Below are 14,212 nucleotides of genomic sequence, written 5' to 3' on the forward strand. Positions count from 1 at the left end.
GACTGGGCACACCAGCCTTCATACATGGGCAGACCACGACTTTCCGGCCGGCCCGCTTGCGTGTTTACTCGATGGTCCGCGGTACGTTGCGGTTACGGTCTTCTTCCGAGACCCAGGTCTCTTCGTCCTCGACCAGGTAGTCGGGACGATCGCCCTGGCTGTTCTCCTTCTCGGACCGTCGGCCCTTGCCGCCCGCCCCGCCGGCTCCGGCTGCCTGCGTTCCGCCCCGGCTCCCGTGCAAGCCTGCACCGCCACCGGCACCCTTGCCAGTGGCTCCCTTAGCTGCACCAACCACACCGCCACGGGCCCTCGCGAGAGCTCCACGACCGCCAGCGCTGGCACCGCCTCGGCCAGCCGCGCCGGCTCCGCCACCCATGCCGCCCATGCCGGCTCGGCCTCCGGCACCACGGCCCGCTGCCGCGCCACCCCCGGCCAGACCACCTCGACCGCCCATGGCTCCGATGCCGCCGCGCCCAGCAGAACCGGCGGCGAGACCAGCTCCGCCAGGGGCCACGACGCCGGGGCTCTGAGCTCCACCAGTACCGAGGTTGCCGAGGCCACCACCACCGACGTTCGGCCCGCCAACGCCCGTGCTGGGGCCAGTCCCAGTCAGGCCGGAAGAGATGCTGTCCACATTCGTCTTGGCCGTCGGAACCGTTGGAAGCTGCGAACCTCCTGTGATACCCGGGTCACGGGGCACCGTAGGTGTCGGCTTAATACTCGTCGTCGACCCTGCGCTCCACGGCTTGGTGGTGCTGCTTGCCCTGCCTGGACCCGAACTGCCTGAGGACGGCACGGAGATGGGGGTAGGCATCGGCGTTTGCGGATTCGGGGGCGAGAAGGGGTCCGTCTTAGTATCGTCGACGCGAAAGTTACCCGCGTAAGCCTTGTAATTGACCCCCAACTGCTCCATGATCGCCACCCCCTTCAGCTGCTCTTCCTTGCCCTTCGACAAGGAGTCCGCGTTCGCCTGGCGAGCGGCGTCAGTACTCACGCCCTTGTTGATGTCGGCCAGCAGCTGCTCATCACTGCGGTTGTCGTCCGTAAGTTTGTCCCAGGCCCTGTCCCAGCCAGAAGGCTCGTGGACGTCGCGCATCTTGGACATGGAGTTCCGCAGGTCGTTCTGGACCGCGTGCATGGATTCCGCGTAGTGATTGGCCCATGCAGCCCCGTTCCTGACGTTCTGCGTGATCTCGTTGGCCTTCTTGCGGAACGCCTCGGACGCGTCGCCCTGCCAGTGCTCAAGGACGTTTTCCACGGCGCTCTGCATCATGCCCGCGACGCTGTCCTTGGCGGATACCGAGTCCACGCCACCGGTCTTGCCGTCGCCATCGCCGCCGGACAGGATGTTGTGCACCGACTTCCAGTGCTGACTGACCTCGTAGATCCGGCTGGGGTCCGCGTCCAGGATCATGGATCGCAGCTCAGGAATGCCCATCTTCATGAAGGGCGTGTCGAGCTGGTTGCGGTCCGGGCCCCCCATACCTCCGTCGGGGAGTGATTCGAGCTTCTCGTCGTGCTTGTCCTTGATCTGCTGCTCTCGTGCCTCTTGCTGAGCCTTGATGTACTCAGGGTTGTTGTAGTAACCGCCGTAGACCATCTTCGAACATCCCCTCCGTCAGTGACCGGTCGCTGAACCGATTAGTAGGCCGAACCCTGGGACCCGCTGCCGGGGGCAGCGCTCACGCCCTGACTGTTCGCGTGTTCCTGGTTGCTGTACTTGTCCCTGACCTTCGAGGTGCTCGTGCCGAAATCATCGATCAGCTTGTGCAGGTCCCTGATCATGTTCTCGATCCTGGTCTTCTGCCTCTGGTGGGCCTCATGAAGCTCGTTGGACTCCAAGAACTTCATGCTGCCGAAAGCCGTGCTCGGAATGTCTGTCTCGTACTTGGCCTTGGTGTTGGCCTTGTCCATATCTGAGAGAAGGCCGTTGAGCTTCCGGATGACCTCATCCAGCGCGCTCAGATCGACCCGCATTCCGCTGCTCATACCCCGTTGTCCTCTCCCCTGTTATTCAAATTCTCTGCACCGGCTCGGTGCCCAAGTCGTCGCCTAGCCCGACTATCCAACCCGACCAACCCGCTTACTCCGCCAATCCCGCACAGCCACCCCGCTCCCCGCAATCACCAGTGCCAGTGCCAGCGCCACGCCCAGCACGTACACGGCAACCCGGCGGTCCCGCTCCGCCTCGCTCTCCCCCATGGTCACCGCCATGGGGATGACTCCGCCAGATCCGGCCTGCACCGGCGGGTCCGGCTGGGGGGAGTTGCCCGGTGTCGAGTCGTCCGACAGGGCGGCGACCGGGTCGACGACGCCCCAGCCGATGAAGCGGTTGGGGCCGCGGCCCGTGCGTTGGGCGGTTTCCTCGATGCGGGTGGTGATCTGGGCCGCGGTCCAGGTCGGGTGCTTCTCCTTCAGCAGGGCCGCGACGCCCGCGACGTAGGGGGCCGCGAAGCTCGTGCCGTCGGCGGTGCACTGGCCGCCCTTCGGGACGGTGGAGACCATGCTCACGCCTGGTGCCGCTACGTCGACGAAGTCGCCCGACTGTGAGAAGAACGCGCGCTCGTCGTTGCGGTCCGAGGCGGCCACCGCCAGGACGCCCGGGTACGAGGCGGGGTACGTCGTCGCGGACTTGCCGTCGGCTCCGTCGTTGCCGGCGGCCGCCACGATCAGGGCGCCCGACTGCACGGCGGCCGCGACGGCGCTCCGCAGCTGCGCGTTGTCCTGCCTGTTCGCGGTGTCCGAGGAGATGTTGATGATCTTCGCGCCCTTGGCGACCGCGGCACTGATCGCCTCGGACATGGTCTTCGAGTTGCCCTGCTTCTCCTCCCCGCCTGTGTAGCGGAAGGAGAGGATCTTGGCTTCCGGCGCGAGGCCCACGAAGCCCGTGCCCTTCATCGGGCGGGCGGCGATGATGCCCGCGACCCGGGTGCCGTGCCCTTCGAGGTCCTGGGTGCCGTCCGTGGAGCCGACGTAGTCCTTGCCGCCAGGGGCCATGGCTGCGCTGAGCTGGGCGTTGGAGTCGTCGACACCGGTGTCGATCACGGCGACCGTGACTCCCTTGCCCGTCGCCTGTGCGCGCAGCTGGTCCAGGAGGATCCGCTGGAGTGACCAGGGCGTGGACTTGATGACGTCGCCGCCGAAGACGCATTCCGTGCTGGCCGACAAGCCGAAGTCGGGGGTGTCGGAGTCTGCCGGGCGGGTACCCGTCACCCGGTCGGCCAGTGACGGGGCAGCGAGTGCCGGCGGGGTGCACGCGAGGCAGATCCCTGTGGCTGCGAGCACGCCGAAGGCCCGCTGCAGTGCGCGGGTTCCACTCGCTCGGCTACGCGAACGGGCTGTCAGGCCCCCCATTTTCAGGCCCCCAGGGCTTGCTTGCTTCCGTTGAAGCTGCGTCATGTGTGTGTGATTGAAGATGCCCGAGGAATGTGGAGATTCCTGGGATTTGCTGTGTGCGAACCCGGAGAAAGGGTCGGCCCAGCGGACGCCTTGGCGTCGGCTGGGCCGATTCTCCTCATGTCACGTCCCTCGGGTCGCCGACGGGGATCAGCCCCAGGTCGCCGCGTTGCTCTTCTCGGTGGCCTGGTAGTTCTCGGCCGCGTTCTGCAGCGCCGTGGAGATCTTCAGCAGGGTCGCGTGCAGGTCAGCGGCGGTCTGGTCCCACTCGCGCTGCTTGCGCTGGTAGCCCTCCTGCGCCTCGCCTTCCCAGGTGCTGGCGACGCGCTTGACCGCGGCCTCGAGGTCGTCGAGCTGCTGCTTGATGCGACCGGCGGTGGTCTTCACGTCGGTGGAGGCGTTGGTGATGGTTGCGTAATTGACGAGGATCGACATCGTCGTTCCCTTTCAGGAAGATTCGAAGGAAGTCGGTGGAAATCGGGAAGAGATGAAGAACTACAGGCCGGAGCGGCTGGCTCAGCCGAAGTCCGACATGATCTTGCTGATCTCGGAGTTCTGCTGCTCTTCCGACGCGGAGTAGTTGCTCCGCGTGGAGTCCACGGCTTCCTTGATGTCGTTGAGGATGTCGCTCATCCTCTTCGCGTCCGCGTTCCAGCGCTCCTGCAGCTGGTGGTACGACTGGGCCGCCTGGCCCTTCCAGCCGCCCGCGATCTGGTCGATCACTCCGTTCAGGCGGCGGATCTCTCCCTGCAGCTGGCCGTTGACGTTGTTGATGTCACCGGAGAGCTTGGCGAGTTCGTCCTCTGTTACCCGGAACTGGCCGGCCATGTTGAACCTTCCCCCATGTCGTCGTTGATCCGGACAAACCTACATGGTGCCCGGAGAAGCTTCGCACCCTTGAGCGCTGTAAACACTCTATCGCCCGCATGTCACACAGCCACAGACCAGGCGGATCAGTTACACGGTTCACACACTTGAGCGGCCAATCCGTGACTCACCGTCAAACCTGCCTGAGCGTAAGGCGATTGACCATCACTGGCTCTGTTCCTGCATCGCACTGCCGGTGTCCAGCGTGGGTCCCTTCGGGATGAACGCCGCCCAGGGCTGAGGCACGATCGCAGGGTTGGAGACGTCCTCGTATCCCAGCCTCGTGCGTGCCTTGTCCGTCTCGCTCGCCTGGTCCTCCGATGAGGACGAGGACGAGGCCGACGTGGTGTCCTTCGCGTCGCTGTCGTTGTTCGCCGGCAGGGAGTAGCGCAGACCCGTGTCGGTCAGCAGGTACGTCGCGCCGCCGCCCTTCGCCGTACCGGTGACCTCCTGGAAGAGGAGTCCCGAGCCGGACGAGACATAGGCGCTCAGCGAGTCGGCGATGACCTTCTTGGGGTACGCCGTCCCGGCCCAGGCGGCGAGCTGCGGCTTGTTGTCCTCGCCGATGGTGCCGTCGTAGACGCTGCACGAGGTGGTGCGGGCCGCCTCGGTCGCCGTCGCCGCCGGGTTGGCCTGCTGCGGAACGGTCTGGGGCCATCCCTTGTCGGCGTAGAAGCTCTCCGCCTGGCCACCGTTGGCGGCGATGATCTCCTGGGTGTTGACCTGGATGTCGCTGATCTCGTCCGTCCCGTAGGCCTGCTCGGCGTCGGGCGAGCGCTTGAGCAGGTCGGCCACGAAGGGCGTGATGGCGGCGACCCGGTCCCTGAGGACGACGTAGTACTGATCGCCCTGCGCGTCCTGCGCCTTGAGCACCCGGCCCACCGTCCGCGCCTCGGCGGGCAGCCCCTGGACCGAGGTCTGCTGGCCGATGGCCGGAACCGACGGGAAGGTGATGACGCCGCCCGGGTTGAGCGTGCGCAGCCACTCCTGGCTCACCGGCTGCGGCTTGGCCGCGGTGCCGATGACGGCGGCGCGCAACTGCTCCATGGTGGTGGTGTCGAGAGCCGAGGAGCCGCCCAGCAGGAAGGCGTTGCCCTTGCCGTCGACCAGGTACTGCCGTGAGGTCTTGGAGTCGACGACATACAGGGCCTCGCCGCCATCGACCTTCCCCGCGTTCCCGAGCGACTTGGCGTCGGCTGCGTCGAGGACGAAGACGGCACGGTCGATGGCGTCGTCCGATCCCGGGGCCGGGCGCTCGCACACCGCCCAGGTCTTCGCCTTCTCCGCGTCGTCCTTGTCGGGCAGCCGGTCGGGGGCGTACGGGATGCCCAGGGTCGCGCCGTGCGGGATGCCGCTCTTGTCGATCTCCTTGCCGGGCACCTCGAGGACGCTGCCCTTGCCCTTGTCCAGGAGGAGCTTGGCGGAGGCGTAGTTGAGGACGGGGTGCAGCGTCGCGGTCTTCTTGCCGTTCGTCGTCTCGTCATCGAGGACGACGTAGCGCGTGGTGGAGTCGCTGTCGACGATGATGTATTCACCTGGGGTGTCCCAGCCCTCGGGCGCCGCCGGCTTGATCACGCCCCAGGCGATGAAGCCCACCACCAGCACAACGCCCACTGCCAGGCTGGGCATCACCGTACGAAGGGGACGCGGCGCGCCTTCTTCGGAGCCCCCCGGCGACGGCGCCAGGAACGCCGCGACGGTGCGCTTGCGAGCGAACGTGTAGGCGGCGAGCTCATCCCGACGCTTTGCCATGGTCCCCGTCTCCCGTTTTTGTGATGCTCGATCGTGCTCAACAGGCCGCTACGGCCGTGCTCGACAGGCCGATTCGGCGGTGCTCGACAGGCCGATTCGGCCGAGCAGGCACCTACTATGCACTGCGCCGCATGGCGACGATCCATCAGGTATCCCGCTGTCCCCGCATCTTCACAGAGCTTCACCACTGCGCTCCACCATCGGGGGCCGCTCCGTGCAAGGCTGGCCACCTGGGGTTTCGGTGTCCCCTGTGTCGCCCCGTCTTCAGCAGCGGGTACCGTGAGCCACTCGCATAGATGATGTGGGCCATCGGTGCCCCTGGCCCGTCGCTGGGATCTCCGACAGAGGATCTCCGCAAGACGATCGGCCACCACCTCGCGAAAGGGATGTCCCGGGGGATGACCAGCGCTACGAGCACTCGGCGCGGACGCCGCGCACAGCAGCAACAGGACGGTCCGGGCCGCAGACGCATGCCCGCGCCGGCGCCCGTTGCCGCGTCGCCGCGCACGCTGCCCCGTCCCGGCGGTATGGGCCCGGTGCGGCTGCAGCAGCTCATCCTGGCGGAGCTGGCGGCGGCCGTCATGCTGGCCGCCTGGGCCGCCGACGTGCCGTGGCTGCTGGCCCCGGCCGGTGCCGTGGCGGCACTGCTGCTGCTTCTGGCGGTCCTGCGCCGGGGCCGCCGGCCGCTGCCCGAGTGGTACGAGGCGGCGCGTGCGCTGAGGCACCGCCGGCGGGAGGCGAAGCTGCCCGTGCCGCCCGGGACGGACCCGAGGCTGGCTCCCACCGTGGAGTGCGACCCGGCCCTGCGGACGTACTCCTTCGTGTCCCGTGACGACCGTGCGATCGGCATGATCGGAGACGGGACGTTCCTGACCGCCGTGCTCTTCGTGCAGCCGGGGGACCAGCCGCTGCGTCCCGACTCCGCCGGGCGGCAGCTGCCGCTCCAGCTGATCCAGGGCGCCCTGGAGGTCGACGGGATCCGTCTCGCGTCCGCGCAGGTCGTGCAGCACACCCAGCCGGCGCCCGCGCCGCATCTGCCCCAGCAGGCCGTCGCCGCGCGGTCCTACGGGCCGCTCCAGGCGAAGGCCGGTTCCCCCGCGCTCCGGCTCACCTGGGTCGCCCTCAAGCTCGACCCGGAACTGTGCCCGGAGGCGGTCCAGGCGCGCGGAGACGGCGTTCCCGGGGCGCAGCGCGCGCTGCTGCGGGTGGCGGACCAGCTGGCGAGCCGGCTGGCCGGGGCCGGCTTCAAGGCGACCATCCTGGACGAGAACGAGCTGGTGCAGGCGCTCGCGACGTCCAGCTGCCTGAACCCGCGGGCCAACGCGCAGCACGCTCAGGACGGGCGGACGACCCAGCGGCGTACGGTCGAGTCGGTACGGACCTGGCGGGTCGACGACCGGTGGCACACCACGTACTGGCTGTCCCGCTGGCCGCAGTTGGGGAACGGCGGTGTGGCGCTGCCCGAGCTGATCACGCGGTTCACCTCGCTCCCGGTGCTCGCCACGACGTTCAGCATGACCCTGAGCAAGGCCGGCAGCCGGGGCGTCTCGCTCACCGGGCACATCCGCGTCACCGCACGTGGCGACAGCGAACTCGGCCAGGTGGGACGTGAGCTGGAGCGGGCCGCGAGCGCTGCGAAGGTCGGTCTGGTGCGCCTCGACCGGGAGCAGGTCCCCGGAGCCCTCGCCACTCTGCCGCTCGGAGGTACGTACTGATGTCCCACCCCGCCTCGACCATGCCCCCGGGACAGCAGGGCCGGGCCGCTTCCGGGCGTACACCCGCGCACGTGGCCTCGCCCACCGACACCGGCATGATCCCCATCATCCGGCAGCCGCAGGCACCGCAGCAGCAACGGCGCATCTTCAGCCCGGGTTTCGGGCTGCGCGGGCCGCGCCGGAACCGCCATGTCGTCACCGCGGACGAGCTCGCGGCGATCAGCATGCCGATCGGCGACGACGGCGTGATCATCGGCAACGACCAGGAGCAGCAGCCGGCCGTGCTCGGCCTGTCCCGCCCCACCCCCTTCGACATCGTCCTCGTGGGCGGCCTGTGGATGGCCCAGGTGCTGGCGCTGCGTGCCGCCGCGACGGGCGCGCGCGTGGGCGTCGAGACCGGCCGTCCGCAGGCCTGGCAGCAGTTGGCGCAGGCTGCGGGCGGCGGCCAGCAGTGCGTGACGGTCTATCCGGTGGGGAGGGTGCCCGCACAGGGCCCCTCGGTGTCGAGTCCGGTGGTGTTGTTCCGTGACTGCGGCATTCGTCCGCCGCGCGGACGGGTGAACTCGCAGCCCTGGCAGGCCGTGGTCACGGTGCTGCCCTTCGTCGGCGAGCACGCGCCGCGCTGGCTGGCACAGGCCGATCTGGTCGCGATCCAGCGCATCTCGCCCCAGGAGACCGAGGTCGTACGCGACACCCTCGGCATCCCGGAGGAGCATCTCCAGCACCTGCCGGCCCTTCATGACGCCGTCGCCCTGTGGTGCAACCGCAAGCACCGCAAGTTCGTCATGACCGAAGCCACCGATGCGGAGACGGGCCTGCTCGGCGTGGCCCGGCGTATGGACTGACGCGTCGTCGCCTCCGGGGGGGGCGCGGTGCGGACCGGCCGCGCCCGGGTGCTTTTCCCTAGCGCGACGGGAGTGATTAGGCTTCTGGTGATGCGGTGAGAATCGCAGCCGCGTGGGACTCGCCACCCGGTCCGCCGGCCGCGACGACGACCAACTCAGCACCAGTGGCTGACCAGGAGGCAAGCAGTGAACAGGGATCGGTCCGAGTACAACGGCGGCAGCCCGTCCTCGGACGGGGACGATCACGAGGTGGATCTCACAGGCGAGTTCGAAATCGTCTACACACCTCCCGCCTGGTATGCCCAAAGCACAACGGGTGGCTCCGCGGCCGGCGCGCAGCAGGACGGCGGGCAGAACTCGCCACCACCGCCGACGGGACCGCCCACGGGGCCACCGGGTGGCCCCGCACGGCAGGGTCCCGCATCGCAGGCGCCCGCGGCCAACACCTCCGTACCTGCACAGCCGTATGCCCAGGGTGCACCGCAGCAGGCCGCGTCCGGCGCGACCCAGCCCGGTCCGGGTGGCTACGGATTCCCGCAGCAGCACTCCACTCAGGCCACCCCGCATGCGGAGGGAAGCGCGGCGCCGGGCGGGTACGGCTATCCGCAGCAGGCGGAAGCGCCCCAGCCGAGCCAGGCCACGTCGGGCGGTTACGGGCAGCCTCAGCAGCAGACGCCGGCCCAGCCGCCCGCCTCGCCCGGCTTCCCTGTACTTCGGCCTGTGGTCGACGAGGACGCCCAGGGCAATCCGCCCCAGGCCGCTGCCCCGGCGGCGGGCGTCCCCGAACAGCCCGGCAACGAGCAGCCGGTGGCCGAGCTCAACCATGCCGCCGCCGACGCCGAGGCAGCGCGGTTGTTCGGCGGTGCCGACGACGAGGAGCCGGAGGAGGCGCGGCACGACGAGGCGGTGTCGGGTGACTCCGCCGACTCCACCGGGTCCGTGTCCCTTGCTGAGGGCGACGAGCCTGCGGACGTCCGGTCCGAAGCGGACTTCCACGCGCAGGCGGATGCCGAGGCAGCGTCGGCGACGGCGGGAGCAGGCCCGGAGGCAGCGCCGGCGCCTACCGCTGCCGAGCCTCTGCCCGCGGCGCAGGGAATCCCGGCGCAGGGGCAGCAGCCGCAGGCGGCGCCCGCCGCGCAGGCCCCCGCGGCGCCGCAGGCCGACCATGAACTTCCCCCGCTCCCGCAGGGCTTCGCGCCCGCGTACCCCGCCCCGGGAGTGCCGCAGCAGGCCGGGCAGCAGGACCAGCAGGCCGCGGCCGCCGCAGCCCAGGCCGCAGCTCAGGCCGCAGCCGCGCAGGCCGCCGGATACGGCTACCCCCAGCCCCCGGTCCAGCCGCAGCCCGGGTACCAGGCCCCTCCGCAGGGCGCGTTCGGCCCGCCCCAGCAGCAGCCCGGGTACCCGGCTCAGGGCCAGCCCCAGCCGGGGTACCCGCAGGCCGGGCAGCCTCAGGCCGCCGGATACGGCTACCCGCAGCCCCCCGCCCAGCCCGCGCAGCAGCATCCGCAGCCGGGACAGCCCCAGCCCGCACAGCCGCAGGCCGCGCAGCCGCAGCCCGGACAGCCCCAGGCCGCCGGATACGGCTACCCGCAGCCCCCCGCCCAGCCGCTCCCGCAGCAGCCCGGGCAGGCCGGGCAGGCCGGGCAGGCCGGGCAGGCCGGGCAGGCCGGGCAGGCCGGTTACGGTTATCCGGGGCAGCAGGCCGGCTACGGCTACCCGCAGTCCGCCCAGCCGCAGCAGCCCGCGCCCCAGCAGCAGCCTCCGGCCCAGCCCATGCCGCAGCAGCAGGCGCCCCAACAGCCTCCGGCTGCCCAGCCCGCCGCCTACGGCAACCAGGGCTGGACTGCCCCGCCCGGCCCCCAGGCCGGTCCCGGTGCCCCCCAGCAGCAGGCCGCGCCCGGCACGCCGCTCGGCTACAACGCCGCCGTGGAGCTGTCCTCCGACCGGCTGCTGCGCAACCAGCCCAAGGCCCGCAAGAACAACCAGGGTCCGTCCCGCTTCAAGTTCGGCGCCAAGAAGGAGGAGGCCGAGCGGCAGCGGAAGCTGGGTCTGATCCGTACGCCGGTGATGTCCTGCTACCGGATCGCGGTGATCAGTCTCAAGGGCGGCGTCGGCAAGACCACGACGACCATGGCGCTCGGCGCGACGCTCGCCACCGAGCGTCAGGACAAGATCCTGGCGATCGACGCCAACCCGGACGCCGGCACCCTCGGCCGGCGGGTGCGGCGTGAGACGGGCGCCACCATCCGCGACCTGGTCCAGGCGATCCCGCAGCTGAACAGCTACATGGACATCCGCCGCTTCACCTCGCAGGCGCCGTCCGGGCTCGAGATCATCGCCAACGACGTGGACCCGGCGGTCTCCACCACCTTCAACGACCAGGACTACCGCAGCGCGCTCGACGTGCTGGGCAGGCAGTACCCGATCATCCTCACGGACTCGGGTACGGGTCTGCTCTACAGCGCGATGCGCGGAGTCCTGGACCTCGCCGACCAGTTGATCATCATCTCCACGCCCTCGGTGGACGGCGCGAGCAGCGCCTCGACAACGCTCGACTGGCTGTCGGCGAACGGGTTCGCCGATCTCGTCCAGCGGTCGATCACCGTGATCTCCGGTGTCCGCGAGACGGGCAAGATGATCAAGGTGGAGGACATCGTCGCCCACTTCGAGACCCGCTGCCGCGGTGTCGTCGTGGTGCCCTTCGACGAGCACCTCGCGGCGGGTGCCGAGGTGGACCTCGACATGATGCGTCCCAAGACCCGCGAGGCCTACTTCGATCTCGCCGCCCTCATCGCCGAGGACATAGCCCGTACGCAGCAGGGCTTCGGCAACCCGAACCTGCAGTACCAGCAGGCTCCGCAGGGGTATGCGGCCCCGCAGCAGCCCCAGCAGCCCTACGCCCAGCCCGGTGGCGCGCCCCAGCAGGGGCAGGACTGGCAGCAGGCCCCGCAGCAGCAGCCCGGACCGGGCCAGAGCTGGCAGCAGCAGCCTGCGCCGCCTCAGGACCCGCAGCAGAACCAGCCGGGGCCCGGGGGCGTACCGCCCGGCTGGACGCAGCAGTAGCGGACACGGCCGACGCCAGAGGGCCGGCACCTTCACGGTGCCGGCCCTCTGGCGTTGCTACGTCACTGCCGTGAGCGCACAGGTCGCCCGTTTCACTGCTGCAGATCGAACTCCCCGTCGCGCGCGCCGAGTACGAACGCCCGCCACTCCGCCTCGGTGTAGCGGAGCACCGTGTCGGGGTCCGCCGAGTTGCGCATTGCGACGGCACCGCCCTCGAGATAGGCGATCTCCACCCGCTCGTCCTGGGGTCCATCAGGGGAGCCGACCCACTCGACGCCGCTGATGTCCATGGCGTACAGCGCTTCCTTCTCCTGCTCGGTCGCCACCAGTTCACTCCGTTCACCCGACCTTGCGGACCAGGACGACTGTACAACCGGAATCAGGGCACCGAAGTTGCTCTTCATCTGAAACGCACCCTGCGTACTGGGCATCACGGTGCGGGCGTCACGCGCTGGCCTGGGCGGCGTCACCGGTCTCTACCAATGGGTGTGAAATCGCCGTCAACTCGTTATTTCCGCAGGCCACATGGGGTTCTTGCGCCGTTGACTGGTGCAGACGACCGCTGATAGACACTCAGGTCTACCAGCTGGCGAACCTTGATCGACAGGATCGGAAACGATCCAACAAGCCATCCCTGCACGAGTGATGACGCGAGGTCCCGACCCATGGACACACCAGCTCAGCAAGACCGGCGCGGCAGAGGGCATACCCGTCACGGCCGCCGTCCCCTGCGCCTCCTCCTGGCCGCCGGTGCCGCGGCGTTCACCCTGACGGCCGGTCTTGCGACACCGCTCAACCCCGCCGTGCAGCAGGCCAAGGCCGCCGACGGCGGCAAGAAGGTCCTGACGGTCGCCGTGGCGCAGAGCGTCGACTCTCTGAGCCCCTTCCTCGCGCAGCGTCTGCTGAGTACGAGCATCCACCGGCTCACGTACGAGTACCTGACCAACTACGACCCGAAGGACAACCACGTCATCCCGGGTTTCGCCACCAAGTGGGAGACCTCCTCGGACAAGCTGACCTGGACCTACACCATCCGTTCCGACTCCAAGTGGTCGGACGGCAAGCAGGCCACCGCCGCGGACGCCGCGTTCACCTTCAACAAGATGATGACGGACGAGGCTGCGGCCACCGCGAACGGCAGCTTCGTCACGAACTTCAAGCATGTGGCGGCCATAGGCCCCACCAAGCTGGTCATCCGGCTGAAGAAGCCGCAAGCCACCATGACCGCCCTGGACGTCCCGATCGTGCCGGAGCACATCTGGAAGGACGTCGACGACTACTCGAAGTTCAACAACGACAAGACGTTCCCGATCGTCGGCAACGGCCCCTTCATCCTGACCGACTACAAGGTCGACCAGTACGTGAAGCTCAAGGCCAACAAGAGCTTCTGGCGGGGCGCGCCCAAGTTCGACGAGCTGGTCTTCAAGACGTACAAGGACCAGGACGCCGCGGTCGCCGCCCTGCGCAAGGGCGAGGTGTCGTTCGTGGCCGGTGCGCCCGCGCTGACGCCCGCTCAGGCCGCGTCGCTCAAGGGCGAGAAGAACATCAAGGTCAACGAGGGTCCGGGCCGCCGTTTCTTCGCGCTGGCCACCAATCCGGGGGCCCAGACCAAGGACGGCAAGAAGTTCGGCGACGGCAACAAGGCGCTCCTCGACCAGAAGGTCCGGCAGGCGCTCTTCCTGTCCGTCGACCGCAAGACGATCATCGACAAGGTCTTCCAGGGCCACGCCGTCGAGGGCGAGGGCTACATCCCGCCGCGCTTCTCCACGTACTTCTGGAAGCCGTCCGCCAGCCAGGAGCTCGCGTACGACCCGGACAAGGCGGCCAAGCTACTGGACGAGGCGGGCTACAAGCTCAAGGGCGACCAGCGCGTGGACAAGGACGGCAAGCCGCTGAACCTGCGCATCCTGTGCCACGCCACGGACCCGAACGACAAGGCGATCGGCAAGTACCTCAAGGAGTGGTGGGGCAAGCTCGGCATCGGCCTTTCCGTCGACTGCCTCGACGACGTCTCCGTGCCCTGGTACGCCGGTGAGTACGACCTCGCCTTCGACGGCTGGTCCGTCAACCCGGACCCGGACTTCGTCCTCGGCATCCACACCTGCGCCGCCCTGCCCGCCAAGGCCAAGGAGAGCGCCGCGACCGACAACTTCATCTGCGACAAGACGTACGACGAGCTGTACCAGAAGCAGCTGGCCGAGTACGACCCGGCCAAGCGCGCGGACATCGTCAAGCAGATGGAGTCGTGGCTGTACGACTCCGGGTACATGAACATCATCGCGTACCCGAACGCGGTCGAGGCCTACCGCACCGACCAGATCAAGTCGATCCAGACGATGCCCAGCTCGGCCGGCAACATCTACGGCCAGGACGGGTACTGGAGCTGGTGGTCGGCTGTTCCGGCCGGCGACTCGAGCGGCTCGGGCGACGGCGCGGACAGCGACGGCGGCGGCTCGACGGGCCTCGTCATCGGCATCGTGGTCGCCGTGGTGGTGCTTGCCGCGGGCGGGACCCTGATCGCGGTGCGCCGCCGCACGACGGCCGACGACCGCGAATAGCAGCACGCCGCTCCGG

General features: G+C 69.1%; 11 protein-coding genes. 4 read left to right on the top strand and 7 right to left on the bottom strand.

Annotated elements, in window-relative coordinates; all coding sequences use genetic code 11:
- Positions 1 to 64: 64 nt before the first annotated feature.
- From ACWD4J_RS34065 to eccB, 6 genes are all read right to left on the bottom strand, one after another.
- A complete protein-coding gene (locus ACWD4J_RS34065) occupies positions 65 to 1,600 on the bottom strand; it encodes a WXG100 family type VII secretion target (RefSeq protein ID WP_451399356.1) in 1,536 nt (511 codons plus the stop codon).
- A 41-nt stretch (positions 1,601 to 1,641) separates the two neighbouring features.
- Positions 1,642 to 1,989 (bottom strand): hypothetical protein, encoded by a 348-nt coding sequence (locus ACWD4J_RS34070; RefSeq protein WP_451399357.1) that lies wholly within the window; start codon positions 1,987 to 1,989, stop codon positions 1,642 to 1,644.
- A gap of 72 nt (positions 1,990 to 2,061) precedes the next feature.
- The gene (mycP, locus tag ACWD4J_RS34075; protein ID WP_451399358.1) at positions 2,062 to 3,285 is read right to left on the bottom strand and encodes a type VII secretion-associated serine protease mycosin; all 1,224 of its coding nucleotides are present in this window, start codon (positions 3,283 to 3,285) and stop codon (positions 2,062 to 2,064) included.
- Positions 3,286 to 3,546: 261 nt separating this feature from the next.
- Positions 3,547 to 3,831 (bottom strand): WXG100 family type VII secretion target, encoded by a 285-nt coding sequence (locus tag ACWD4J_RS34080; protein ID WP_451399359.1) that lies wholly within the window; start codon positions 3,829 to 3,831, stop codon positions 3,547 to 3,549.
- A gap of 81 nt (positions 3,832 to 3,912) precedes the next feature.
- Positions 3,913 to 4,224, bottom strand: a complete 312-nt coding sequence (locus tag ACWD4J_RS34085; protein WP_451399360.1) for a WXG100 family type VII secretion target — start codon at positions 4,222 to 4,224, stop codon at positions 3,913 to 3,915.
- Between the two features lie 204 nt (positions 4,225 to 4,428).
- Complete coding sequence (gene eccB, locus ACWD4J_RS34090) at positions 4,429 to 6,015, bottom strand: type VII secretion protein EccB (protein ID WP_451399361.1); 1,587 nt, start codon at positions 6,013 to 6,015, stop codon at positions 4,429 to 4,431.
- 398 nt (positions 6,016 to 6,413) lie between these two features.
- Here eccB and eccE point away from each other — a divergent pair, with 398 nt between their 5' ends.
- From eccE to ACWD4J_RS34105, 3 genes are all read left to right on the top strand, one after another.
- Positions 6,414 to 7,730, top strand: a complete 1,317-nt coding sequence (gene eccE, locus ACWD4J_RS34095) for a type VII secretion protein EccE (RefSeq protein WP_451399362.1) — start codon at positions 6,414 to 6,416, stop codon at positions 7,728 to 7,730.
- Positions 7,730 to 8,575 (top strand): hypothetical protein, encoded by an 846-nt coding sequence (locus ACWD4J_RS34100; protein ID WP_451399363.1) that lies wholly within the window; start codon positions 7,730 to 7,732, stop codon positions 8,573 to 8,575. Before eccE ends, ACWD4J_RS34100 begins: the two co-directional genes overlap by 1 nt.
- Before the next feature lie 186 nt (positions 8,576 to 8,761).
- The gene (locus ACWD4J_RS34105; RefSeq protein ID WP_451399364.1) at positions 8,762 to 11,638 is read left to right on the top strand and encodes an SCO5717 family growth-regulating ATPase; all 2,877 of its coding nucleotides are present in this window, start codon (positions 8,762 to 8,764) and stop codon (positions 11,636 to 11,638) included.
- 92 nt (positions 11,639 to 11,730) lie between these two features.
- Here the strand turns inward: ACWD4J_RS34105 and ACWD4J_RS34110 are convergent, their stop codons facing one another.
- Positions 11,731 to 11,964 carry a DUF397 domain-containing protein gene (locus tag ACWD4J_RS34110; RefSeq protein ID WP_365132574.1) on the bottom strand — a complete coding sequence of 78 codons (234 nt, stop codon included), beginning with the start codon at positions 11,962 to 11,964 and terminating at the stop codon, positions 11,731 to 11,733.
- Positions 11,965 to 12,303: 339 nt separating this feature from the next.
- On the opposite strand from ACWD4J_RS34110, the gene ACWD4J_RS34115 reads away from it, so the two are divergent.
- Positions 12,304 to 14,196, top strand: a complete 1,893-nt coding sequence (locus ACWD4J_RS34115; RefSeq protein WP_451399365.1) for an ABC transporter substrate-binding protein — start codon at positions 12,304 to 12,306, stop codon at positions 14,194 to 14,196.
- Positions 14,197 to 14,212 lie beyond the last annotated feature (16 nt).

The organism is Streptomyces sp. NPDC002577, assembly GCF_053594815.1.

Coding starts and splice junctions, on each gene's coding strand:
- ACWD4J_RS34070 (WP_451399357.1), bottom strand. CDS start 1,989: ATGAGCAGCGGAATGCGGGTCGATCTGAGCGCGCTGGATGAGGTCATC.
- ACWD4J_RS34115 (WP_451399365.1), top strand. CDS start 12,304: ATGGACACACCAGCTCAGCAAGACCGGCGCGGCAGAGGGCATACCCGT.
- ACWD4J_RS34100 (WP_451399363.1), top strand. CDS start 7,730: ATGTCCCACCCCGCCTCGACCATGCCCCCGGGACAGCAGGGCCGGGCC.
- ACWD4J_RS34085 (WP_451399360.1), bottom strand. CDS start 4,224: ATGGCCGGCCAGTTCCGGGTAACAGAGGACGAACTCGCCAAGCTCTCC.
- ACWD4J_RS34065 (WP_451399356.1), bottom strand. CDS start 1,600: ATGGTCTACGGCGGTTACTACAACAACCCTGAGTACATCAAGGCTCAG.
- eccE (WP_451399362.1), top strand. CDS start 6,414: ATGACCAGCGCTACGAGCACTCGGCGCGGACGCCGCGCACAGCAGCAA.
- ACWD4J_RS34080 (WP_451399359.1), bottom strand. CDS start 3,831: ATGTCGATCCTCGTCAATTACGCAACCATCACCAACGCCTCCACCGAC.
- eccB (WP_451399361.1), bottom strand. CDS start 6,015: ATGGCAAAGCGTCGGGATGAGCTCGCCGCCTACACGTTCGCTCGCAAG.